Here is a 24518-nt window from a genome sequence, read left to right on the forward strand (position 1 = left end):
AACGACAGTACAAAATCACGCAAAGGCTGTCCCGTTATTACCCATAACGGTACTCTATAAGCAAAACTGCGAAATTGTTATGAATGGTTATTCAATGGTATTGAAAATATCTTTATCTTGTGTAATTTTATTGGGTATTGTTTTAACTGGTTGATTTTTAGAAAAAGCTTGTTGTTTTAGTTGGCTTATTTGTTAATAAGTACTTGCTAAAGTTCGTGTTTCAGCACATATTCAACAGAGCTTTTTTTTAGTAATTAAGTTAAGATGTATTCAATGCTGCGATTCACTGTTCCTTGTTCAATTGTTTCAAACAGATGAAATGACACAGTGATTGCAGAGCCAATTAATAGTGTGGAGATACAAGTTTGATAAATGTTTTCCTTGTAGATGATCACGAGCTGGTTCGCACAGGGATACGACGTATTATTGAAGACGTCCGTGGAATGAACGTAGCAGGGGAAGCTGAAAGCGGTGAAGATGCTGCAAAATGGTGTCGTACTAACAATACTGACGTTATTTTGATGGATATGAATATGCCTGGTATTGGTGGCTTAGAGGCAACCAAGAAAATCTTGCGTTTCAACCCTGATGTAAAAATCATCGTTTTAACTGTTCATACGGAAAATCCGTTTCCAACTAAAGTGATGCAAGCTGGAGCTGCTGGTTACCTTACGAAAGGGGCAGGTCCGGATGAAATGGTAAATGCAATTAGAGTGGTTAATAGTGGCCAACGGTACATTTCGCCAGAAATTGCGCAGCAGATGGCATTGAGCCAATTCTCGCCTGCGTCTGAAAATCCATTCGCAGACTTATCTGAACGTGAACTTCAAATCATGATGATGATTACCAAAGGTCAGAAAGTGACGGATATTTCAGAACAACTCAATCTAAGTCCTAAGACAGTCAACAGTTACCGCTACCGCTTGTTCAGTAAGCTGGATATCAGTGGCGATGTAGAGCTGACGCACTTAGCGATTAGACATGGAATGTTAGACACTGAGACCCTTTAACACTGAGATCGTATAGTGACCAACTTGTTTGACTCAGTCTCATTCCTCAAGACAGTAACAGAGCAGCCCGGCGTTTATCGAATGTATAACGCCGAGGCTGTCGTTATTTACGTCGGTAAAGCTAAGAACCTCAAAAAACGCCTTTCCAGCTATTTCCGTAAAAAAGTCGACAGTGAAAAAACACGCGCTCTAGTCAGCAATATTGACAAAATCGATGTCACTGTAACGCATACGGAAACAGAAGCTCTTATCCTTGAGCACAACTACATCAAGCAGTACCTACCGAAATACAACGTACTTCTGCGTGATGATAAGTCGTATCCCTATATTTTCATTAGCGGTCACAAGCATCCTCGTTTGTCGATGCATCGTGGTGCTAAGAAGAAAAAGGGCGAATACTTTGGTCCTTATCCTGACTCCGGCGCTGTGCGTGAGACGCTACACCTAATCCAAAAAATCTTTCCTGCTCGTCAGTGTGAAGACACGGTTTATGCCAACAGAACGCGCCCATGCTTGATGTATCAAATTGGTCGTTGTGCTGCGCCATGTGTTAGCTCGATTATCTCTGATGAAGAGTACAGCGAGCTTATCGACTATGTTCGTCTATTCCTGCAAGGGAAAGATAAGTTGGTGCTAGAGACGCTCATTGAGAAGATGGACACGGCTAGCCGAGAGCTTCGCTTTGAACAAGCCGCCGCTTTCCGCGATCAAATCCAAGCGATTCGACGTGTGCAAGAACAACAGTACGTATCTGACGACTCTATGGAAGATATGGACGTGTTGGGCTTTGCTCAAGAGAATGGCGTGGCGTGTATTCATATCTTGATGATTCGCCAAGGCAAAGTCTTAGGTAGCCGAAGCCACTTCCCTAAGATTCCAAACAATACGGTGCGAGAAGAGGTATTTTCGAGCTTTTTAAGCCAGTATTATCTAGCGCATAATGAAGCGAGAACCATCCCAACCCGTTTGATTCTGAACGCGGATTTAATGGAAGACGTCACTCCGATTCAAGAAGCTTTGTGTGAAGTTGCAGGCCGTAAGATCTATTTCAACACTAACCCTTCTGGTACTCGTGGTCGTTACCTTAAATTGTCGAACACTAACGCGTTAACGGCGATAACCACCAAGATTAATCACAAAATGACGATTAATCAGCGCTTCAAAGAGCTGCAAGAAGTGCTGTCTATGGATGCGATTAAACGCATGGAATGTTTCGATATCAGTCATACCATGGGTGAAAGCACGATTGCCTCTTGTGTAGTGTTTAATCAAGAAGGCCCGGTTAAACCGGAATACCGTCGTTACAATATCACGGGCATTACCGGTGGTGATGACTACGCGGCAATGGCTCAGGCGCTTGAGAGACGATATTCGAAGCAACTCGATGTAGACAAAATCCCAGACATCATCTTTATCGATGGTGGTAAAGGTCAGCTCAACCGCGCTCATGAGATTGTTTCTCAATATTGGGGTGATTGGCCCTTTCGACCAAGAATGATGGGGATAGCCAAAGGGGTTACCCGTAAGCCGGGTTTAGAAACCTTAGTTACTCTTGAAGGTGAGGAATTTAACTTACCAAGCGATGCGCCAGCGTTGCACCTTATCCAGCACATTCGTGATGAAAGCCATAATCACGCGATAGCAGGGCACAGAGCGAAACGAGGTAAAACTCGTCGAACCAGTGCTTTGGAAGGAATTGAAGGGGTAGGACCGAAACGTCGTCAATCTTTGTTGAAATATATGGGTGGCTTACAAGAACTTAAGCGTGCAACTGTCGAAGAAATAGCCAAAGTGCCGGGCATTAGTCATTCTTTGGCAGAAAACATTTATCAAGCATTGAAACAATAGTAAAAATCCCGCACCATTAAAGCGCAATTAATAAGAGCCCAATAATATGCGTTTGAATATACCTAACATTTTGTCCTTACTGAGACTATTTTTGATCCCAGTATTCGTTGTTGTTTTTTACCTACCTTATGAATGGGCTCCTTTTGCTGCTGCAATGGTGTTTTGGGTCGCGGGTTTTACAGATTGGCTAGATGGCATGCTAGCTCGTAAACTTGGACAAACTTCTCGTTTCGGCGCATTCATTGATCCGGTAGCCGACAAAGTACTGGTTGCTACAGCTCTTATCCTGATTACTGAACATTACCACTCGATCTGGATAACTATCCCAGCGGTAACTATGATTGCTCGTGAGATTATCATTTCAGCGCTTCGTGAATGGATGGCTGAAATTGGTAAACGCGCAAGTGTTGCGGTGTCTTGGGTTGGTAAAGTGAAAACCGTTTCTCAAATGTTTGCTCTTTGGGTGCTTATCTGGCGCTATGACGATTGGATGGTTTGGGTAGGTTATATTGCACTCTATGTTGCCACCGTTCTTACTTATTGGTCTATGGCGCAATACTTGATGGCCGCCAAAGACGATTTGTTAGACGAAAAACATCATTGATGAAGAAGCGAGCTGAGGCTCGCTTTTTTGATCTTTAACCTAGGGTTAAGTTATCAATAGTGGATATCTAATGTGATATAGCTCTCTTTTGAATAACCTACTCACAGTCAGTTTTGCACATAAAGTCAGCTATTTGGCCTGTTTCGTATGAAATCTATTCAAACGAATTAAAAATACAAAAATATTATTGACTCAAACGCTCGAATCCGTAGAATGCATCCCGTACCCAAGAGGATGGCAATAAGCGATTAGATTGGAATTACTAAGGCGCCTTGGCAGAGTGGCTATGCAGCGGATTGCAAATCCGTGGACCTCGGTTCGACTCCGGGAGGCGCCTCCATTCTCTCTTTCATTTTAGAAAGCTGATGAATGAAAATGCGATACTAGCTCAGTTGGTAGAGCGCAACCTTGCCAAGGTTGAGGTCATCGGTTCGAACCCGATGTATCGCTCCAAATTTTGTAATGTTGATTGGCGTCAGCATTAAGATGGTGTTTTACTTTTCAGTAATCGGCATCGCAATAAAGAATTGCGTGCCCTGGTGGTGGAATTGGTAGACACAAGGGATTTAAAATCCCTCGGCGTTCGCGCTGTGCCGGTTCAAGTCCGGCCCGGGGCACCATCTATTAAAGCCTACGTCTTAACGGATGTAGCAAATGCGATACTAGCTCAGTTGGTAGAGCGCAACCTTGCCAAGGTTGAGGTCATCGGTTCGAACCCGATGTATCGCTCCAAATTAAAAAGCCCGAACAGAAATGTTCGGGCTTTTTGGTTTCTGCCGTTCAGCGTTTCCATATCGATATTCTTCTTGTTCGAACCCGCACTTAAACTTCATTTCTATCTTAAACCCTACGCGATTAAATTCGTTTATATCACTCAAGCTTTTATAAGCGAGATTCCCTATGAACTCGTCCCTCGCTCTAGGGAATGACGGAAAGGAACAATGGCTCAAAGCCTCAAAGCCTCAAAGCCTCAAAGCCTCAAAGCCTCAAAGCTTCCTAGCAACGTTTATAACCCCACGTCGTCATCCTCGGGCGCGAGGAACGAGCGAACCGGGGATCTCTGTCATGAAAGTCCGCATTGATGATATTTTCAACGATCTTTCCGTCACTTCCGTTATTTATCAAGCCATCATTAAAAACTATTGATCGTTCATTTCACTTTATGTTACTTTCCTGCGCAATCTCGGAATGACCGATGCTCAAAAAGAGCCGTGATTGCTTCTGGGGGATACGCGTGATGACCATTCTTGCTGATTGGGACATTACGTAGGGTAGGTATTGGCTAGTCCTTTAGCCGATAGACGGGATACTTATGGCGCAGTTCGCCATGTTAATGGGAAACCCAACATTGAACATATTAACTACAACATTGCTAATCAGCTCTGCATTTCTAAAGGGATCAGCTCCTCATAGCTGTCCGATCCTGCAAAAGTGTCCAATTTTTCAAAACAGTAGCATTACTGAACCTTGAGCTTTCGCTAACAATTTTTCGCTGTCTTAAGACGGCCTAATTTCGTATTCGTCATTTGACTTATGCGAGCGTACAGCTATATCTCATTCCTAGACAATACGCGTGCTTCACTATGAACTCTCTCTAAATCAATAGAGGGTCGGTGTGTAATTGCGTCTGATGGAGGTGAGTATGAACACATTCAAGGGGATTTTTATGACTACCGCCTTTGAAGTCGATATCAATACTATCGCAAATTCATTTTCAACTATGGTTCCTATCTTAGAGGGAACGTACGACCTAACACCTGACGCTATTTTGCTAGAGCAAGAACAGCATGAGTCGGATGTTCGCTCTTACCCAAGACGCCTGCCGATTGCTATTAAACGAGCATGTGGCGCTTTAGTTGAAGATACTCGTGGCCAACTGTTTCTCGATTGCTTAGCCGGTGCAGGTACACTTTCTTTGGGTTACAACCACCCTGAGATTAACCAAGCACTTAAAGACCAACTCGATTCTGGTTTGCCATACCAAACTCTTGATATCACGACTCAAGCAAAAGAGACGTTTATCAAGCGAGTTAAAGCTTTTCTCCCTCAAGACTTTTCTGATAACTCGGTTCTTCAATTCTGTGGCCCGTCAGGCGCTGATGCTGTTGAAGCGGCAATCAAGCTAGCGAAGCAAACCACAGGTCGTAACACCATGTTTGCTTTCCGTGGTGCTTACCACGGCATGACTAACGGCACCATGGGCATGATGGGTAACCTTGGTACTAAAGAACGTCGTAGCGGCTTAATGTCTGACGTACATTTCATGCCTTTCCCATACAATCTTCGTTGCCCGTTTGGCATTGGTGGTGAAGCAGGTGCTAACGCGAGCATTCGTTACATTGAGCGTATGTTGAATGACGACGAGTCTGGCATCATGAAGCCGGCTGCGATGATCGTTGAGCCTGTGCAAGGAGAGGGCGGTGTGATTCCGGCTCCGGCGTATTGGCTACAAGGTTTACGACGCATCTGTGATGAACACGGAATCCTACTGATTTTTGATGAAATCCAGTGTGGTGTCGGCAAAACAGGTCATCGATTCGCGTTTGAAGAGTCAGGCGTTAATCCTGATATCTTATGCTTGTCTAAAGCGATTGGCGGTGGACTGCCTATGTCGCTGCTTGTATTCGATAAGAGCATTGATACATGGAAAGCGGGTGAGCATACCGGCACTTTCCGTGGTAACCAACTGGCTATGGTGTCTGGCGCTAAGGCGTTGGAAATCATCGAACGTGATGGGTTGGTTGAGCACGCGAACATCGCAGGCCAATATTTACGTCATGGGCTTGAGAAGATTCAATCTCGCGTTAACTGTATTGCTGAGATTCGTGGTAAAGGTCTAATGCTTGGCGCTGAGATCAAGCAACCAAATGGCGAGCTTAACAAATTTGGTGAGCCGAAATCAGACGGTGAACTCACCCTCGCGATTCAACGCGCAGCACTAGAGCGCGGTTTGATGGTCGAGAAGGGCGGTCGTGATGGTTCTGTGATTCGTTTCCTTCCACCAATGATTATCTCTTTTGAGCAGATTGACTTTGCATTGCGCGTCATGGAAGAAGCGATCATCGCAGCAGGTGGTGGTTTACAAAAAGACCCAGCTTCAAGCGAACAAGCAAACCAAGAATGGAACAAGCATTTCATCCAGACAGGTTTAGGCGGTAGCGACGAATTCGCTAACGTGATGAACCAAACCACTCAAGCGATGAAAGCGGTTTTTGAGCAAGTTGAAACGCCATACTCAGGTCTAGAACCTAAAGTACTAGAGGCTGCTATCAAAGCTGTCGACCTAGACAACAACCAACACGCTTTGGTTGATGTTGTAGATAGCACTGCAGACCTTGTTGCTGCAAACTCCATATTCGTGCAACACCCAGACTGTATTGCACATCTCCACACTCCTCCTCTTATGGCTTCGGTAGCGGCGGAATCGATAATCGCGGCGTTGAATCAATCAATGGATTCATGGGACCAAGCGTCTGCTGCGACTTATGTTGAGCAGCGTGTGGTGGATTGGATGTGTGACAAGTACCAACTTGGCGACCAAGCGGACGGTGTTTTCACTAGTGGCGGCACGCAAAGTAACCTAATGGGCTTATTGCTAGCGAGAGACTGGATTGCTGATAAACACGATGGTCACTCAATCCAAAAGCTGGGTTTACCAGATTACGCGAGCAAGCTGCGTATCTTGTGCTCAAAGAAATCTCACTTCACGGTTCAAAAGTCCGCTTCACTACTTGGTTTAGGCGAGAGCGCGGTGTGCTGCGTTGAAACAAACGCAAACGGAACCATCAAACCGGATTTATTAGACGCAGAAATCAAAGCACTTAAAGCTCAAGGCCTGATTCCTTTTGCTGTAGTCGGTACAGCAGGTACAACCGATCACGGTGCTATCGACGACCTTGATGCGATTGCAGACATCGCAAGCCAACAAGGTCTTTGGTTCCATGTCGACAGTGCTTACGGTGGCGCGCTTATTTTAAGCAGCCATAAAGCTCGTTTACAAGGCATCGAGAAAGCGGACTCAGTGAGTGTCGACTTCCACAAGTTGTTCTTCCAAACCATCAGTTGTGGTGCTGTGCTTCTCAAAGACAAAGCGAACTTCAAGTACTTACTGCATCACGCAGATTACTTGAATCGCGAGCACGATGAGCTGCCAAATCTAGTCGATAAGTCTATCGCGACCACCAAGCGTTTCGATGCGTTGAAAGTCTTCATGACGATGCAAAGTGTCGGTCCAAAGCAACTGGGCGATATGTACGACCATCTTCTTGAGCAAACGCTAGAAGTGGCAGACCTGATTCAAAACCAAGCGGACTTAGAGCTACTCGCGGAGCCTTCACTATCAACAGTGCTGTTCCGATCTAAGCCGTCAGCAAACGGTGAGCTAGATTTAGACAAACTGAATCAGACGTTAAGACTGGAGGCGCTGACTCGTGGCGTTGCAGTACTTGGCGAAACGGTCGTTGATGGTAAAAGCGCGCTGAAATTCACTATCTTGAATCCGTGCTTAACGACATCAGATTTCAAATCTCTAATTAACAAAATTCAAACTCTAGCCATTGAGCTAGCAGAACAACAAGGGTAATTAATACTATGGCTATTCTACAAATTGGTGCAGGCGGCGTTGGTTGGGTTGTTGCACACAAAGCAGCACAAAATAACGAAGTACTGGGTGATATCACGATCGCTTCTCGCACAATCGCGAAGTGTGAAAAAATCATCGAATCTATCAAGGGCAAAAACAACCTTAAAGATTCTACTAAGAAACTAGAAGCTCGTTCAGTAAATGCTGACGATGTTGATGCACTTGTTGCTTTGATTAAAGAAGTTAAGCCTGATCTAGTGATCAACGCTGGTCCTCCTTGGGTAAACATGGCGATCATGGAAGCGTGTTATCAATCGAGAGTATCTTACTTAGATACATCGGTAGCGGTTGACCTATGTTCTGAAGGTCAACAAGTACCACAAGCTTACGATTGGCAGTGGGGCTACCGTGAGAAGTTTGCAGAGGCAGGCATCACAGGTATTCTTGGTGCGGGTTTCGATCCAGGTGTGGTTTCAGTATTTGCAGCGCACGCGGTTAAGCACTTGTTCGATGAGATCGATACGATCGACGTAATGGACGTAAACGCAGGCGACCACGGTAAGAAGTTTGCGACGAACTTTGACCCAGAAACCAACATGCTTGAGATCCAAGGCGATTCTTTCTACTGGGAAAATGAAGAGTGGAAGCAAGTACCTTGTCACTCTCGTATGCTTGAGTTTGAATTCCCGAACTGTGGTTCTCACAAAGTGTATTCAATGGCGCACGATGAAGTGCGTTCAATGAAAGAGTTCATCCCAGCTAAGCGTATCGAATTCTGGATGGGCTTTGGTGATGCATACCTGAACTACTTCAACTGCATGCGTGACATCGGTCTTCTTAGCCCTGATCCACTAACGCTACATGACGGCACGGTAGTTCAGCCTCTTCATGTTCTTAAAGCTCTACTACCAGATCCAACATCTCTAGCTCCGGGTTACACGGGTTTAACGTGTATCGGTACTTGGGTTCAAGGTAAGAAAGATGGCAAAGAGCGCAGCGTATTCATCTACAATAACGCAGACCACGAAGTGGCTTACGAAGACGTAGAGCACCAAGCGATCTCTTACACAACCGGTGTACCAGCGATTACTGCTGCACTTCAGTTCTTCCGTGGCGAATGGGCTGATAAAGGTGTGTTTAACATGGAACAGTTAAACCCAGACCCGTTCCTAGCAACCATGCCTGAAATCGGTCTAGATTGGCATGTTCAAGAACTTGAAGCAGGCCAAGGTCTTCCTGTGATTCAAGAGCTGAAAAAATAAGAACTGATTTCTTGTTTTGATTGCTAATTAAAGGGGACATGGATTGTTCCCTTTTCGATGATGATAGCCTTGAAGCTTTGGTATCATTTATTTTGATTTTGTAACTCACTGCGCTCGGACAGGACAAAATCAAAATAAATCACACCAAAATTGTTAATTTACCTTTCCATCTATAGATGCTGCTTGAGTGTTTACAAAAATGACGTTTAAGAAAGAAGAACTGAAAACCCCATATTTCATGATCAACGAAGACAAGTTGATTGCGAATCTAGAGAAAGCCAAGCAACTGAAAGAGATTTCAGGTGTGAAATTGGTATTGGCACTGAAGTGTTTTTCGACATGGGGTGTGTTTGACATCATCAAACCTTACCTCGATGGCACGACAAGCTCTGGCCCATACGAAGTCAAGCTTGGCCACGAAACCTTTGGTGGTGAAACGCACGCTTACAGCGTGGGTTACAGCGAAGATGACGTGAAAGAAGTTGCTGACATCTGCGACAAGATGATCTTCAACTCACAAAGCCAACTTGCCGCTTACCGTCATATTGTTGAAGGTAAGGCTTCGCTGGGTTTACGTTTAAATCCAGGTGTGAGCTACGCAGGGCAAGATCTGGCAAACCCAGCACGTCAATTCTCGCGTTTGGGCGTACAAGCTGATCACATCAAGCCAGAGATCTTCGATGAGATTAATGGTGTGATGTTCCACATGAACTGTGAGAACAAAGACGTCGATGCATTTATTGGTTTGCTTGATTCAATCTCAGAGCAGTTTGGTGAGGACCTAGATAAGTTGGATTGGGTGAGCATGGGCGGTGGTGTGTTCTTCACATGGCCGGGTTATGACATCGAGAAACTGGGTCTTGCTCTAAAAGCCTTCTCTGAAAAGCATGGCGTGCAGATGTACCTTGAGCCGGGTGAAGCAATTATCACTAAAACAACAGACTTAGTTGTGACAGTGGTTGATATTGTTGAGAACGTGAAGAAAACGGCGATTGTGGATTCAGCTACCGAGGCGCACCGCCTTGACACGCTTATCTACAACGAGCCTGCATCGGTATTAGAGGCGTCTGAAAACGGCAGTCATGACTACGTGATTGGTTCGTGTTCATGTCTGGCGGGCGATCAGTTCTGCGAAGCGAGCTTTGATGAGCCACTGAAAATTGGTCAAAAACTGCATCTGTTAGACAGTGCCGGTTACACCATGGTGAAACTGAACTGGTTCAACGGCCTGAAGATGCCATCGATCTACTGTGAGCGCAGCAATGGCGAAGTGCAAAAGCTAAATGAATTCGGCTATGAAGACTTTAAACGTTCATTGTCACGATGGTTGGTTAAGTGATTGAATTATATGTATATAAATAAAAAGAGCAGCGATTCAGCTGCTCTTTTTTATTTCCAGTTTCGAACAAAACTAGTTAAATGGTTTAACTAATCTAATAAGAGGGGAAGGAAAGTTACTTGGAACTGTAATCGTTTCCAGAGCGTCTTCGAAATCAATGATTAAACCATCATAGGCACTATTAATTTTGTGTGCGTCTGGCGTGTTGGTCCAGTAAGGTTCATTGGTTGTTGTTGGGAAATAGGTCAGGTTAATTGCAGGTTTAGTACAGCGATACTCTACGATAGAACTCAGCTCTTTAATATTTGGTAAGCGAAAGCCCGTTTGACTCGCAATGGTCGTTAGGCTTGTATCTTTAGTTGCATTAAGTGCATCTTGCCAATTTTTGTATTTCAGCGCTGTTCCTTCACAGTTATCTTGTGCCGAATTGTAGCTTTCACCTACGTTACATTTAGACCAAAGTAAATTAGTGGTAACGTCCAGTAATGTACCATCTTTACGGTCGATAAACTGCCCGTCTTTGATCGATGCTGGCTGTGTCGTTACACATGTTTGTGCAAATACGTTACCGCATAGTAAGGCGGTCAGTGCCGCTAAACATATATGGAATTTCATTAATCTAAGCCTCCGCTCACTGCGACAATACCTGCTGAGCTTGAAATGTTTTTGTTACAAAGCTTTAGCTCTCCTGTAGCTGTATCAACGCATCGCACGCTACCATTTTGTTTTACTGAGCTTGTTTTTGTAAAAATCTTGCTCCCTAGGTTAGGGAAGAAGTCCACACTAGTTGATGGTTTGCTGCCCACGTTGAAGTTAATGAATGAACGCGCCTCAGCAGGAGAGGGCAGACGCCAATCAGTAATACCACAGATGGCATAACTGTTTAGGGCATTAATATAGCTACTGGTATTACAATAACGGTTACCTGACTTGTCATTCGGGTAAGCGCATTGAGAAGATATTGGTCCTTCGTTATAGAGGAGCTCGTTAGGTGCACCGGCATAACCGCCATTGGTGGTCGCATCGGAGTCATACCAAGTATATGTGTATGAAGCACTTCGCCAAGAGCTTGATTCAGCTCCCCAAGGGTAAAGGTTTGCGTTAGCATCTAGCTTATGCTTTTCAACCCAAGCTTCAATGTCGCTTGTCGAAGGCAGCGCTTTAGCTGCTTGTTTATTCTCGATGTATAGCCCAGTGCGTTCATCTTTTATACAGCGCCAACTAGAGGCTGATGAGCTGACAGGGTTAGAGTTCGCATCGATCTTGGTATAGCGGAAACCATATGCACCATCAGCGTGTTCACTTCCATCCGTTTTATCTAAACCAAAATCGGCATCTTGATTAGGATGTGACGCTGGAGGAGTGACGCTGTCGTATGCAGTGCCATCGAAATAGGTCACATAACCCGTATCGTTGAAGCTTTTCTGCCCAGGTATATAGAATGAAAGCGTGTTTTTACTAGCATCGATAGCCGCGTTTCCTGCGGTAGCGATGGTGTAGATGACGGATTCTCCACCTTCATTAAAGCTGTCAGCAATCGCAGAAAACTTGATGCTTGTTGATAGCGTTTCTGCGGGTATATTGATACTTGAACCAACGATATCAACACTAAAGTCTTTAGCTGTAGCGATGCCCGATTGAGCGAGTGTCAGCGTAACGTCTTTAGAGGTGTAGTGGCTGAGTTCCACTTTTTGAATAACGCTGTCGCCCTCTACAATGGTACTTAAGCCTTTGTTAAATCTTACCGTGGGCTCACCATCACTATCATTGATGGTGACAGTAGTTTGTTTGTTAGACAGTGTGTAGTTTCCATTGTTGCCGTTAATACTAATGGTGTAATGAAAGGTCTTGTTCCCTTCATATAGATTATTATGGGCGAGGTTGAGTGGAAGAACGGCGCTGGTTGCACCTGCCGAAACTTTGACGTTTTGAGCAGAGATAGCATCGTAGTTTTTGAATGCACCCGTGGAGCGAGTCGTGACATCTTTAGTTGTCACTGCCAAGGTGAGATCCTGAGTTAAGGCTTTGGAAAAAGAAACGGTAATTGACTCTGTCTTCGACCCTGATTGTGGCTCAGAAAATGAAACATCATTAGGGATACTAACGCTAATCGCGGATGATGACGAAGTAGACGTTGTTTTACCATTATTTTCATGACCGCTTTTACAGCCACTGAATAGTGTTGTGAGAAGGATTATTGAGATGGTATTGAGCTGCCAACTCGACCTGTTTCTTTCCATGCTTTAACCTAAGCCATTAAATTGTATAAGATAATCTATGGTAACAAAAATATTATACGAATGCCTGAATTCATATGGCTAAGTTATGCGTTTCGGATGTTTTTATATGGTTATTTGTAAGTTATGTAAGAGGGGGACTTTCTGGAGGGGAACCTCCCAATGATGAATTTACCATCAGGAGGCTAAGCTTATTAACTCTCAATCATCACGCGAGTATCTTCACTGAGAGTTTCTAGCTCGTTAACCACATCATCGATTTGAACTTCGATAGGTAGCTTAACCGTGATTTTTGAAGTGAATAGGCTTGAGCTTACACCACCGCCACCTGCGATAAATACTCGGTGACAGTCCATATCGAGAATGCTGATCCCTTGTCTATCTAGCACATGAGTCACTTCATTAACTATACCTGCTCGGTCGTTTGAGTCGAGTCTTAGGTGATGGATTGTGTCTTGTACATTGTGTGAATGGTCTGAATCGACAAACTGCATGATGAGATCAGGATTCGCGCTGAAGGCCTCTTTAACAATCGATTCGTTGATGGCTGGAAGTTGAACCTTGAGTACGCCTGCGACTTGGTCTTCAATAAAATTCACTTTACTGATGAGCCATTTCCCGTCGTTTTCGTGAGTGACCGCAGCAAGTTGTTTGATTGTTGCTGGTGATGCTTTTCCGATAAAGTTTACGATAAATGTACTGTTCATATCAGCCCCCAAAGTCTCAATAAATCGTTGCTAATTAAATGTTTGATATCACGCGATAAAGTTCTTTAATTTCAGTGTAGAAGGTTACATCGAACAATGTTTGACCTGTGTCAATTTTTGAAACTAAGCTGTGATGCAAAAAAAGAGAATGAAGAGTAGGGCACAAAAAAAACGGCTAGAGAGCCGCTTTTTAGAAGAGTTATCGCTGTGATTCGGAATGCATTAACTTAGAAATCAGTAACATCAAAGCAATTAAAAGGTGACTTTGAAGTTCATACCAACAAACTGAGAGTCGTACCTTGCTCCGGCATCGTAAGCGAATCGGGCTGCGTCTTTGTTATCCCACCAAGGGTTAGTGTTCAGATTAACTTCTGCGTCGCCACCCCATGCATCACTTACCCAGTAGTGGATATGGCCAACAGGGTTGAGGAAGAACAACGAAACATCACCCATGGTTTGAGAGCCCATCACTTCACCACCTGAAGCAACAATGTCTTGCTCTGCTTCTAGCATCATTTCACCGACAACAGCCCCAAAGAATGGTGTAATAAAGATATCTTGCCATGACGGTACTTCAGCAAACGCTTCTACGCCGTATTCCCAGAAAAATGTCGACATTGTCCAAGAGTATAAGAAAGACTCAAACTCGTCATAACCAGCATGTCGAGCTGCGGTGTAGTAAACACCACCGAAATATGGATGCATTACGTAGTTTAGGAAGTGTTCATCACGGTCCCATACTGGGCCTTCAGAAACGTTATCTTTCCATTTTTTACCTAGTGCACTGATATCACGCTGGTCATCATCCCACTTAGTGATACTTTCAGGTAACAGTGTCATGAGGCCAACGGTTGCGACACTTAAACCAAGAATGGTATAAGTTTGGCCCATGAGGTAATCCCAATCTTTGCCATCGCTAACGGTAAGGTAGAGTGGTTGTTTTTCGATCGTTAAATCATACTGATCGCTTGTTTCGCTTAACGCATAATGGTTACTAGGCTTATAGGTGTACAAGCTTTCATTAACACAGTAATCTTGAGCGCATTCATCCGAATAAGAAAGGTTGATTGGTTGGTCGAAGTCGTATTGGCTTGCAACCGAGTTAACTGACATTAGCATTGTAAATGCAGCAGTAACCTTCGTTAGTAACGGTGATTTGGCCACAAGGGTCTCCATGAGAAGTTAATAATTGATCCGAGTCACAATTATCTATTAAATGCTGAGTTTAGGGAACTAATAATTTATTGCTTTTCCTAAGAAAACCTTAGATTAAGTATTAGTAATATTTGTGAAAAGGTGAATGACTCAAACTCAACCTTAGACTAGTTTGTAAATAATGCCGTGTCTTTTAATGGCCACAAGGGATATAAATATGACGAAAATCGCAATGTTAAGCACTGGTGAAGAAGTTCTTCATGGAGACATTGTCGACACAAACGCAGCTTGGATGTCTGCTGAGTTTTATCAGCACGGCTTTGCTTTGGCAAAGCGTTCAACTGTGGGCGACCAAATGAATGCTCTGATCGAAGAACTGCTGATGCTGAGCTTCAACTATGATGTGGTTATCGTCAATGGTGGTTTGGGGCCGACAACGGATGATATGAGTGCGGCCGCTGCAGCTGCAGCCTCAGATCAAAAGCTTGTCATGTTCCCTGAGTGGCTGACTCGTATGGAAGAGATGTTCTCTGGACGTGGTATGCCGATGCCTGACAGTAACCTTAAGCAAGCTTTATTACCTGCGAGTTCAGAGATTGTTGATAATCCTGTGGGTACGGCGTGTGGCTTTAAGCTGAAAATCAACGATGCGACGTTCTATTTCACCCCTGGCGTCCCGAGTGAATTCAAACGTATGGTTACGTTTGAGATTCTTCCTGACTTGTCGCGTACCTATCCTCAAGTGGTTGCCTCTGAATGCAGTCGATTGTTTACGTTTGGTTTGTCTGAGTCGGGTATCTCAGATGTGTTAGACCAGCTTAAGCTTCCAGCAGGCTATGAACTTGGCTACCGCTCTTATCTGCCTTTTATTGAGGTCAAACTGTTTGGTCCTAAGGCAGACTTAGAAACTCGCGTTAAGCTTCTGCAAATGGTTTACAAACTGCTAGAGAGCAATGTCGTAAGTGTTGATGAGCCAATGATTGACCATATTGGACACATCATGGCGGAAAAAAAGAAGACGTTATCTGTATCTGAAGTGTCGACCAAAGGTGCATTGTCGGCTTGGTTGCAATTGAATGAGCAGATAGAAGACTGCTTTGGGCATTCATGGGTCATGGCTGAGCCAAAAGAGAGCGAACTTGAAAAGAGTGATCCATTAGCCGCAACTTTTGCGCTGGCTGGTGCGACAAGAGAGAAGTGCGGTACAGAACTGGCTTTGGTTACTGGTAAGTTAGAAGGCAACACTTTTAGCATCGCATTGTCTACTGAAGCAGGAGAGTGGGGACAGGTGCTTGAGTTTTATCGTCAGTACTCACGCGAAGACCAACGTAACGTGATTAAGACTGTTGCCGCCGATATGCTGAGAAGGCATCTAGACAACAAACCGATGTTTGGCACTTACTCTTCGGTTAAGCGATTGAAAGATATGTTTATTCCTAAAGCGGTACTATAAAACCAAGTCAACGCTATAAAGTACAAGTGAAAGCTATATATGTATAAATCATATACATCAATAAAGCCGAGTTGGTGCAATAAGCGAGTTATCTGATTGAGCCAACATGAAATACAAAAAGGGCCTGATAATGAAAATTATCGGGCCCTTAAATTTTTAAGCTTTCTGTTAACGATTCAACATTGTACTAATCGCGTTAAGTAGCTAGTTATCAAAGTATAAGATCTAAGTACAAGTATTAAGCACTTTTTTGCTTATTTCTGTGAATAACGTTACTCAGCGATAGTTCTGTTTTTGCTTTACAGATACAAGGTAATATTTCATTGCCTTGCGTGTAAGCCATAGCAAAACCAACGTACTCGACTTCACCAGAATCCAACGTGCAGCGGCAAGCGCCACAGTGGCCATCTCGGCAGTTGTATTCTGGTTCTAACCCGGCTTGTTCCATTGTTTCCAACAGAGTGTTTGAAGGGTTAGATTCAATCGAAGTCAGCTTGTTGATTTTGATTGTTGGCATTACAGCTCAAATCCTTCAAAGTCGTCAGCTTTTACTTCGTTGTCGATTTGACCAACTAGGTAAGAACTGATTTCAGCTTCTTGTGGAGCAACTTGTACGTTATCTGAAGATAACCACGCGTTGATCCATGGGATTGGGTTTGATGTTGCTTCTGGGTAAGCAGTACCTAAACCAACCGCTTGCATACGGATGTTGGTAATGTACTCAACGTATTGGCAAAGAATGTCTTTGTTCAGACCAATCATAGAGCCGTCTTTGAATAGGTATTCTGCCCACTCTTTTTCTTGCTCTGCTGCTTCTTTAAATAGGTCGAAACACTCTTGCTTGCACTCTTCAGCGATTTGCATGAATGCGAAATCGTCTTGACCGTTACGTAGCAAGTTGATCATGTGCTGAGTACCAGTCAGGTGAAGCGCTTCATCACGAGCGATTAGCTTGATGATTTTTGCGTTACCTTCCATTAGCTCACGTTCAGCGAATGCGAATGAACATGCAAAACTCACGTAGAAACGAATCGCTTCTAGTGCGTTTACCGACATTAGACATAGGTAAAGTTTCTTCTTCAGGTCGTGAAGTGAAATCTTAACGTCTTCGCCGTTGATGCTGTGGTTGCCTTCACCGTAGCGGTGGTAGTCAGCCGTCAGCTTGATTAGGTCGTCGTAGTAGAAAGCGATGTCTTTAGCACGCTTCAGGATCTCTTCGTTTTCAACGATGTCGTCGAATACTACGCCTGGATCATTCACGATGTTACGAATGATGTGCGTGTAAGAACGAGAGTGAATCGTTTCTGAGAAAGACCATGTCTCAATCCAAGTTTCTACTTCAGGTAGTGATACCAATGGAAGTAGGGCAACGTTAGGGCTGCGACCTTGGATAGAATCTAGAAGCGTTTGGTACTTCAAGTTAGAGATGAAGATGTGCTTTTCATGCTCAGGAAGCTTGTTGTAGTCGATACGGTCGCTAGACACGTCTACTTCTTCTGGTCGCCAGAAGAAAGAAAGCTGCTTCTCGATAAGCTTTTCGAAGATTTCGAATTTTTGTTGGTCGTAACGTGCAACGTTTACCGACTGACCCAAGAACATTGGTTCTTTTAGTTGGTCATTTTTTTGCTGAGAAAAAGTACTGTAAGCCATAAATGCCTCAAATCCTTTAAAGACCCGTAATAAAACGGACCCTGTTAATGCTTTAAACCCAGAGAAGATAACTCTTCTCTGGGGTCTTAATGTTTATTGCGGTTTAGATCTTACAACCGCCGCCTTCACAATCTTCTTCCGGCACTTGAACTGCATCGCCTTGGTCGTCTTTAGCACCATCACGAGTGTTATGGTAGTAAAGCGTCTTAACACCGTACTTGTACGCTGTTAGTAGGTCTTGAAGCAGCTTCTTCATTGGTACTTTACCGCTGTCGTAAACACTTGGATCATAGTTAGTGTTTGCAGAGATAGCTTGGTCAACGAATTTTTGCATGATACCCACTAAGTGTAGGTAACCGTCGTTATTGCCAATGTTCCATAGCAGCTCGTAATTCTCTTTAAGATTTAGGAAATCTGGAACAACTTGCTTCAGGATGCCGTCTTTCGATGCTTTCACTGATACGTAACCACGTGGTGGCTCGATACCGTTCGTTGCGTTCGAGATTTGAGACGAAGTCTCAGAAGGCATAAGCGCTGTTAGCGTAGAGTTACGCAGACCGTGCTCCATGATCTCTTCACGTAGCGTGTCCCAATCGTAGTGCAGAGGCTCTTCACATACTAAGTCGATATCTTTTTTATAAGTATCGATTGGCAGTAGGCCTTTCGCGTAGTTGGTCTCGTGGAAAGATGGGCAACGGCCTTGTTCTTTCGCTAGTTCAACAGATGCTTTTAGCAAGTGGTATTGAATCGCTTCAAAAGTACGGTGAGTCAGGCCATTTGCGCTGCCATCAGAGTACTTAACACCATTCTTCGCCAGGTAGTATGCATAGTTGATAACACCAACACCTAAAGTACGACGATTCATTGTCGACTTGTATGCAGCTGGAAGCGGATAGTCTTGGTAATCAAGCAGTGCATCTAGTGCACGAACAACCAGTTCAGAAAGCTCTGCTAGGTCGTCAAGTTCATTGATTGCGCCAAGGTTGAACGCTGAAAGCGTACATAGTGCAATTTCGCCTTCGTCATCTTCTACGTTAGAAAGCGGCTTAGTTGGTAGCGCGATTTCTAGACATAGGTTCGATTGACGAACAGGGGCTACTTCAGAATCAAACGGGCTGTGTGTATTACAGTGGTCAACGTTCTGAATGTAGATACGACCAGTAGAAGCACGCTCTTGCATTAGTAGAGAGAACAGTTCAACCGCTTTCACAGTTTCACGTTTCACTGAAGGATCGTTTTCGTACTTAACGTACAGCTCTTCAAAACGCTCTTGGTTTTCGAAGAACGCATCGTAAAGTCCAGGTACATCTGAAGGGGAGAACAGGCTGATGTTGCCACCTTGAACAAGACGAGAATACATAAGCTTGTTCAGCTGTACGCCGTAGTCCATGTGACGAACACGGTTCTCTTCAACGCCGCGGTTGTTTTTCAGTACTAGTAGAGACTGAACTTCACCGTGCCATAGTGGGTAGAACACAGTAGCGGCACCACCACGAACACCGCCTTGAGAACAACATTTTACTGCTGTTTGGAAGTATTTGTAGAAAGGGATACAGCCAGTGTGGAACGCTTCACCATTACGGATTTCAGAACCAAGCGCACGGATACGACCTGCGTTGATACCAATACCAGCACGTTGAGATACGTAACGAACAATTGAGCTTGCTGTTGCGTTGATAGAATCAAGGCTGTCACCACACTCGATCAGTACACAAGAACTGAATTGACGAGTAGGCGTACGTACACCAGACATGATCGGTGTAGGTAGAGAAATCTTAAACGTAGACGATGCGTCGTAAAAACGTTTGATGTAATCCAGACGAGTCGATTTCGGGTACTTAGCGAATAAACACGCAGCAACTAAAATGTAAAGGAACTGAGCACTCTCGTAGATTTCTTTCGTTACACGGTTTTGCACGAAGTATTTACCTTCGAGCTGCTTAACCGCTGCGTAAGAGAAGTCTAAGTCACGTTTGTGGTCGATGTACTCGTCAAGCTCGTCAAACTCAGCTTTCGTGTAGTCTTCCATAAGGTGGCTATCGTATTTACCCATATCAACCAGTTTTGCAACGTGGTCATACAGTGCAGGCGGCTCGTACTCGCCGTACGCTTTTTTACGTAGGTGGAATACTGACAGACGTGCTGCTAGATATTGGTAATCAGGAGTCTCTTCAGAGATTAAATCCGCTGCCGACTTGATGATAGTTTCATGGATGTCTGTAGTGGTGATGCCATCATAAAACTGAATGTGAGCTTTCAATTCTACTTGTGATACAGAAACATTGTGCAAGCCTTCAGCTGCCCATGTGATCACTCGATGGATTTTCTCTAAATCGATCGTTTCTTTGCGCCCGTTACGCTTGGTAACAGTAAGTTGTTGGTTCATTCTGCTTAATTTCCCTAACAAAACTGAACAAAGCCGTGTTTTTGTGTATTTCTGTGTAATTTTTGTAAATTACGTTTCGGCTTTGTGATCTTGGTCTACCCATACATTGTAGTTCAAACACAACATATAGGGGTCATTTGTTTGTTGGGTTACAAGATAGTGCTACAGCTTATATTTTTCAAGGTAAAGAAATGGGAGTGCTTGTGGATAAGTGGTGGATTGAAAAAAAACTGTAAGTGACCACTAACTGACGAGGTTCGATGTGACTTGATTGTATAAAAATAGGCTTTTAAGGTTGCTTTATTTTTGCGCGCTCATAAAAAAAAATCCCTTGATCTTTGAGCAAAATGGGCAATGGATTTTGGATGATTAAAATTAAATCTAGGTGGTCAAAATGGAAGCGAGCGCACGAAATTTAGACTGAAAAAAGTCGCAAAGTTATGTTAATTGCAACTCTTTTCATTCGTCTTTTTTACAAAAGGTTTTACGGTAGGGCTACCGATATTTTTTAGCCGAAGTTTTGCGTGTGGACGATGTAGTTTACGTCTACATTTGTGCCTAAACGGTAAGTGTCCGTAAGAGGGTTGTAGTGCAGTCCTGTAATCCCTAATTCTTGCAGCGGCGTGTTATCAACCATCTTGATAAGTTCAGCAGGGCGAATGAATTTATCGTGTTCATGAGTGCCTTCAGGAACAATCTTCAATAGCTTCTCTGCACCAACAATCGCAAACAAGTAAGATTTGAAGTTACGGTTCAATGTAGAAAAGAACACGTGGCCGCCCGGTTTCACCAATTTCGAACAGGCAGTGATAACAGATTGCGGATCAGGAACGTGTTCAAGCATTTCCATGCACGTTACCACATCGTACGTCTGTGGGTTCTGGTCTGCGTGGTCTTCGATAGTGCTCTGGATGTAATCGAGCTTGGTGCCAGTTTCCAATGCGTGAAGGCGCGCTACTTCTAGCGGCTCTTTACCCATGTCTAGGCCAGTCACTATCGCACCTTCAACCGCCATGCTTTCTGCAAGAATACCGCCGCCGCAGCCAACATCGAGGACTTTCTTGCCAAACAGGCCTTCCGTCTTCTCTAACACGTAATTTAGGCGCAGTGGGTTGATTTGATGTAGCGGCTTAAATTCGCCTTCTAGATCCCACCAGCGTGACGCCATGTCTTCGAATTTCTTTATTTCTGCTGGGTCTACGTTCTGTGATTTAGTCATAATCGGCATTTCCAAGTTAAATAATGCATCCATGAAATTGCAGGCATTATAACTTGCCTTTTCGCGCTGACCAGAAGATCTACAATTTTGCTAGTTTATTGGATGTAAAGTGACCATGTTTCAGCAAGATATGATGCGGAGGTGCAATTTCTCATCAATTGATTGGCTACAAGGGTCACAAGATGGTAAAAGGAGAGGGAAAGTGATGCCTCCGTAGGTAAATTTGTGTTATATTTTTCGGTCTTATACGTATTCAAAAATACGATCTGACTATAGAGGGAAAATGGCTCTATGAGCGATCTAGCGAAAGAGATCACGCCCGTAAATATTGAAGATGAGCTTAGAGGTTCATACCTAGACTACGCGATGTCCGTCATCGTTGGTCGTGCCCTTCCAGATGTGCGTGATGGCCTAAAACCAGTACACCGCCGCGTTTTGTTCGCGATGAATGTACTAGGTAATGATTGGAACAAACCATATAAAAAGTCTGCTCGTGTAGTAGGTGATGTAATCGGTAAATACCACCCGCATGGTGATAGTGCTGTATACGATACAATTGTTCGTATGGCGCAACCGTTCTCACTGCGTTACATGCTAGTTGATGGCCAAGGTAACTTTGGTTCTATCGATGGCGACTCCGCGGCTGCAATGCGTTATACCGAAGTTCGTATGGCGAAAATTGCTCACGAGCTACTGGCTGACCTTGATAAGGAAACTGTGGATTACGTACCGAACTACGATGGTACAGAACAAATTCCAGCAGTACTTCCTACAAAAATTCCTAACCTATTGGTAAACGGTGCTTCTGGTATCGCAGTAGGTATGGCTACCAACATCCCGCCACATAACCTTGGCGAAGTTGTTGATGGCTGTTTAGCATTTATCAATAATGAAGAGATCACTATTGATGAGCTAATGGACTACATTCCTGGTCCTGACTTCCCAACAGCAGCACTTATCAGTGGTCGTAAAGGCATCGTTGATGCTTATAAGACTGGCCGCGGTAAGGTTTACATGCGTTCAAAAGCGGATATCGAAGTAGAGAAGAATGGTAAAGAAACCATTATCGTTACTGAGATCCCTTACCAAGTAAACAAAGCTCGTTTGATCGAGAAGATTGCTGAACTGGTTAAAGATAAGAAAGTAGAAGGCATCAGTGCTCTGCGTGACGAATCTGATAAAGATGGTATGCGTATTGTTATTGAATGTAAGCGTGATGCAGTAGGCGAAGTGGTTCTAAACAACCTATACGCTCAAACTCAACTGCAAACGACTTTCGGTATCAACATGGTTGCGTTGAACAACGGTCAACCACAGTTGTTCAACATCAAAGACATGCTTAAGTGCTTCGTAGACCACCGTCGCGAAGTTGTTACACGTCGTACTATCTTCGAACTGAAGAAAGCGCGCGATCGTGCACACATCCTTGAAGCGTTGTCTCTAGCACTTGCTAACATCGACGAAATCATTGAGCTTATTCGTAACGCTCCAACACCAGCTGAAGCAAAAGCTGGCTTAGTTGCACGCGGTTGGGATCTTGGTAACGTTGCTTCAATGCTTGAGCGTGCTGGTACTGATGCGGCTCGTCCTGATTGGTTGGAAGACCAATACGGCATCCGCGATGGCCAATACTTCCTAACGGAAACACAAGCACAAGCTATTCTAGAGCTTCGTCTTCACCGCCTAACTGGCCTTGAGCACGAGAAGATTCTAGACGAGTACAAAGCACTTCTAGAAGAAATCGCTGAGCTAATGCACATCCTTGCAAGCACTGAGCGTTTGATGGAAGTGATCCGTGAAGAACTTGAAGCGGTACGTGAAATCTATGGCGACGAGCGTCGTACAGAAATCACAGCTGCAGTTCATGACATCGACATGGAAGAGCTGATCGCTCAAGAAGACGTTGTAGTAACGCTTTCTAACGCAGGTTACGTTAAGTACCAAATCCTAAGCGACTACGAATCTCAACGTCGTGGTGGTAAAGGTAAGAGTGCAACTAAGATGAAAGATGAGGATTACATTGAGCGTCTGCTTGTTGCTAATACTCACGATAACATCCTATGTTTCTCTACTCGCGGTAAGACATACCGTCTGAAAGTTTACCAACTACCATTAGCAAGTCGTACTGCTCGTGGTAAGCCTATCGTGAACATTCTTCCTCTAGAAGAAGGTGAACGTATCACGGCTATCCTGCCTGTTTCTGAGTTCTCTAACGAGAAATTCATCTTCATGGCAACAGGTGACGGTACAGTTAAGAAGACATCTCTGGATCAATTCGCAAACGTACGTGCTAACGGCCTAATCGCAGTTAACCTACGTGACGACGATTCACTGATTGGCGTTGACATCACTAACGGTGATAGCGACATCATGCTGTTCTCTAAATCGGGCAAAGTTGTTCGCTTTAACGAGGACAAGGTACGCGCAATGGGCCGTACTGCCTCTGGTGTTCGTGGTATGAAGCTTCCAGAAGACGATCAAGTGGTTTCACTGATTGTTCCTTCTAACGAAGGCGATATCCTAACTGTGACTCAAAACGGTTACGGTAAGCGTACTGAGCTAGCTGAATACCCAACGAAAGGCCGTGCAACGCAAGGTGTAGTATCTATCAAAGTCTCTGAACGTAACGGCCCAGTTGTTGGCGCTGTTCAAGTTGAAGAAGGCGATGAAATGATGATGATCACCGACGCAGGTACACTAGTACGTACTCGCGTAGCGGAAGTAAGCCAAGTTGGTCGTAACACTCAAGGTGTAACACTGATTCGTACTGCTGAAGACGAGAATGTTGTAGGTCTACAACGTATTGACGAAGTAGAAGAAGCTGAGATTGTAGAAGGCGATGCTGAAGAAGCAAATGCTGAAACTATCAACGCTGAAGTTGCTGAATCAATTGAAGAGCAAGCATCAGATGCTTCTGACTCTGAAAGTGATAGCGAGCAAGATACTGAGTAATCTCGATTACGTTAAGTAATTAAGCTTACCATTGAAAAAACCGAGCCTAAGTGCTCGGTTTTTTATTGCCTGCTGTTTGTGGAGAATCGTTAAATACCAATAGCTATACCTTGA

The 24518-nt window shown here is 44.2% G+C and carries 16 protein-coding genes and 4 tRNA genes; 12 read left to right on the forward strand and 8 right to left on the reverse strand.

What is annotated here, in order from left to right:
• Positions 1-365 precede the first annotated feature (365 nt).
• From uvrY to nspC, 10 genes are all read left to right on the forward strand, one after another.
• Positions 366-1010: a UvrY/SirA/GacA family response regulator transcription factor gene (gene uvrY, locus AB4407_RS07335; protein ID WP_004729778.1), complete on the forward strand. Its 645-nt coding sequence runs from the start codon at positions 366-368 to the stop codon at positions 1008-1010.
• Between the two features lie 15 nt (positions 1011-1025).
• Positions 1026-2858, forward strand: coding sequence for an excinuclease ABC subunit UvrC (uvrC, locus tag AB4407_RS07340; RefSeq protein WP_372119941.1), 1833 nt, complete (start codon positions 1026-1028; stop codon positions 2856-2858).
• A gap of 46 nt (positions 2859-2904) precedes the next feature.
• Positions 2905-3462 (forward strand): CDP-diacylglycerol--glycerol-3-phosphate 3-phosphatidyltransferase, encoded by a 558-nt coding sequence (gene pgsA / locus AB4407_RS07345; protein ID WP_372119943.1) that lies wholly within the window; start codon positions 2905-2907, stop codon positions 3460-3462.
• Positions 3463-3728: 266 nt separating this feature from the next.
• Positions 3729-3802 (forward strand) — tRNA-Cys (locus AB4407_RS07350).
• A 37-nt stretch (positions 3803-3839) separates the two neighbouring features.
• Positions 3840-3915: transfer RNA gene (locus AB4407_RS07355), tRNA-Gly, on the forward strand.
• An 80-nt stretch (positions 3916-3995) separates the two neighbouring features.
• A tRNA-Leu gene (locus tag AB4407_RS07360) sits at positions 3996-4082 on the forward strand.
• Between the two features lie 36 nt (positions 4083-4118).
• A tRNA-Gly gene (locus AB4407_RS07365) sits at positions 4119-4194 on the forward strand.
• Positions 4195-5104: 910 nt separating this feature from the next.
• Entirely contained in the window at positions 5105-8044 is a 2940-nt protein-coding gene (locus AB4407_RS07370; protein WP_372119945.1) for a pyridoxal phosphate-dependent class III aminotransferase, read from the forward strand.
• An 8-nt stretch (positions 8045-8052) separates the two neighbouring features.
• Positions 8053-9306, forward strand: a complete 1254-nt coding sequence (locus AB4407_RS07375) for a carboxynorspermidine synthase (protein ID WP_372119947.1) — start codon at positions 8053-8055, stop codon at positions 9304-9306.
• Positions 9307-9505: 199 nt separating this feature from the next.
• The gene (gene nspC, locus AB4407_RS07380; RefSeq protein WP_372119949.1) at positions 9506-10645 is read left to right on the forward strand and encodes a carboxynorspermidine decarboxylase; all 1140 of its coding nucleotides are present in this window, start codon (positions 9506-9508) and stop codon (positions 10643-10645) included.
• 72 nt (positions 10646-10717) lie between these two features.
• On the opposite strand, the gene AB4407_RS07385 is transcribed toward nspC, so the two are convergent.
• From AB4407_RS07385 to AB4407_RS07400, 4 genes are all read right to left on the reverse strand, one after another.
• Entirely contained in the window at positions 10718-11260 is a 543-nt protein-coding gene (locus AB4407_RS07385) for a DUF1566 domain-containing protein (RefSeq protein WP_372119951.1), read from the reverse strand.
• The gene (locus AB4407_RS07390; protein ID WP_372119953.1) at positions 11260-12885 is read right to left on the reverse strand and encodes a DUF1566 domain-containing protein; all 1626 of its coding nucleotides are present in this window, start codon (positions 12883-12885) and stop codon (positions 11260-11262) included. The genes AB4407_RS07385 and AB4407_RS07390 overlap by 1 nt, the downstream gene beginning before the upstream one ends.
• Before the next feature lie 191 nt (positions 12886-13076).
• Entirely contained in the window at positions 13077-13589 is a 513-nt protein-coding gene (locus AB4407_RS07395; RefSeq protein ID WP_372119955.1) for a glycine cleavage system protein R, read from the reverse strand.
• 252 nt (positions 13590-13841) lie between these two features.
• On the reverse strand, positions 13842-14753 hold the full coding sequence (locus tag AB4407_RS07400) for a DUF3943 domain-containing protein (RefSeq protein WP_372119957.1): 912 nt from the start codon (positions 14751-14753) through the stop codon (positions 13842-13844).
• Between the two features lie 208 nt (positions 14754-14961).
• On the opposite strand from AB4407_RS07400, the gene AB4407_RS07405 reads away from it, so the two are divergent.
• Entirely contained in the window at positions 14962-16197 is a 1236-nt protein-coding gene (locus tag AB4407_RS07405; RefSeq protein WP_372119959.1) for a CinA family nicotinamide mononucleotide deamidase-related protein, read from the forward strand.
• A 238-nt stretch (positions 16198-16435) separates the two neighbouring features.
• Here the strand turns inward: AB4407_RS07405 and yfaE are convergent, their stop codons facing one another.
• From yfaE to ubiG, 4 genes are all read right to left on the reverse strand, one after another.
• Positions 16436-16714: a class I ribonucleotide reductase maintenance protein YfaE gene (yfaE, locus tag AB4407_RS07410; protein ID WP_009848850.1), complete on the reverse strand. Its 279-nt coding sequence runs from the start codon at positions 16712-16714 to the stop codon at positions 16436-16438.
• A complete protein-coding gene (nrdB, locus tag AB4407_RS07415; protein ID WP_086713612.1) occupies positions 16714-17847 on the reverse strand; it encodes a class Ia ribonucleoside-diphosphate reductase subunit beta in 1134 nt (377 codons plus the stop codon). The genes yfaE and nrdB overlap by 1 nt, the downstream gene beginning before the upstream one ends.
• A gap of 103 nt (positions 17848-17950) precedes the next feature.
• Positions 17951-20233: a class 1a ribonucleoside-diphosphate reductase subunit alpha gene (gene nrdA / locus AB4407_RS07420; protein ID WP_372119961.1), complete on the reverse strand. Its 2283-nt coding sequence runs from the start codon at positions 20231-20233 to the stop codon at positions 17951-17953.
• Between the two features lie 508 nt (positions 20234-20741).
• Complete coding sequence (gene ubiG, locus AB4407_RS07425; protein WP_372119963.1) at positions 20742-21485, reverse strand: bifunctional 2-polyprenyl-6-hydroxyphenol methylase/3-demethylubiquinol 3-O-methyltransferase UbiG; 744 nt, start codon at positions 21483-21485, stop codon at positions 20742-20744.
• Positions 21486-21743: 258 nt separating this feature from the next.
• Here ubiG and gyrA point away from each other — a divergent pair, with 258 nt between their 5' ends.
• Positions 21744-24404, forward strand: coding sequence for a DNA topoisomerase (ATP-hydrolyzing) subunit A (gyrA, locus tag AB4407_RS07430; protein WP_372119965.1), 2661 nt, complete (start codon positions 21744-21746; stop codon positions 24402-24404).
• Positions 24405-24518: the final 114 nt, after the last annotated feature.

Source organism: Vibrio sp. 10N.261.46.E11, assembly GCF_041472735.1.
Lineage (GTDB): Bacteria > Pseudomonadota > Gammaproteobacteria > Enterobacterales > Vibrionaceae > Vibrio.

What these genes read in the sequence shown, in the direction of transcription:
- pgsA (WP_372119943.1), top strand. Translation starts at nt 2,905, where the DNA reads ATGCGTTTGAATATACCTAACATTTTGTCCTTACTGAGACTATTTTTG.
- AB4407_RS07370 (WP_372119945.1), top strand. Translation starts at nt 5,105, where the DNA reads ATGAACACATTCAAGGGGATTTTTATGACTACCGCCTTTGAAGTCGAT.
- AB4407_RS07375 (WP_372119947.1), top strand. Translation starts at nt 8,053, where the DNA reads ATGGCTATTCTACAAATTGGTGCAGGCGGCGTTGGTTGGGTTGTTGCA.
- nspC (WP_372119949.1), top strand. Translation starts at nt 9,506, where the DNA reads ATGACGTTTAAGAAAGAAGAACTGAAAACCCCATATTTCATGATCAAC.
- AB4407_RS07385 (WP_372119951.1), bottom strand. Translation starts at nt 11,260, where the DNA reads ATGAAATTCCATATATGTTTAGCGGCACTGACCGCCTTACTATGCGGT.
- AB4407_RS07390 (WP_372119953.1), bottom strand. Translation starts at nt 12,885, where the DNA reads ATGGAAAGAAACAGGTCGAGTTGGCAGCTCAATACCATCTCAATAATC.
- AB4407_RS07395 (WP_372119955.1), bottom strand. Translation starts at nt 13,589, where the DNA reads ATGAACAGTACATTTATCGTAAACTTTATCGGAAAAGCATCACCAGCA.
- AB4407_RS07405 (WP_372119959.1), top strand. Translation starts at nt 14,962, where the DNA reads ATGACGAAAATCGCAATGTTAAGCACTGGTGAAGAAGTTCTTCATGGA.
- yfaE (WP_009848850.1), bottom strand. Translation starts at nt 16,714, where the DNA reads ATGCCAACAATCAAAATCAACAAGCTGACTTCGATTGAATCTAACCCT.
- nrdB (WP_086713612.1), bottom strand. Translation starts at nt 17,847, where the DNA reads ATGGCTTACAGTACTTTTTCTCAGCAAAAAAATGACCAACTAAAAGAA.
- nrdA (WP_372119961.1), bottom strand. Translation starts at nt 20,233, where the DNA reads ATGAACCAACAACTTACTGTTACCAAGCGTAACGGGCGCAAAGAAACG.
- ubiG (WP_372119963.1), bottom strand. Translation starts at nt 21,485, where the DNA reads ATGGATGCATTATTTAACTTGGAAATGCCGATTATGACTAAATCACAG.
- gyrA (WP_372119965.1), top strand. Translation starts at nt 21,744, where the DNA reads ATGAGCGATCTAGCGAAAGAGATCACGCCCGTAAATATTGAAGATGAG.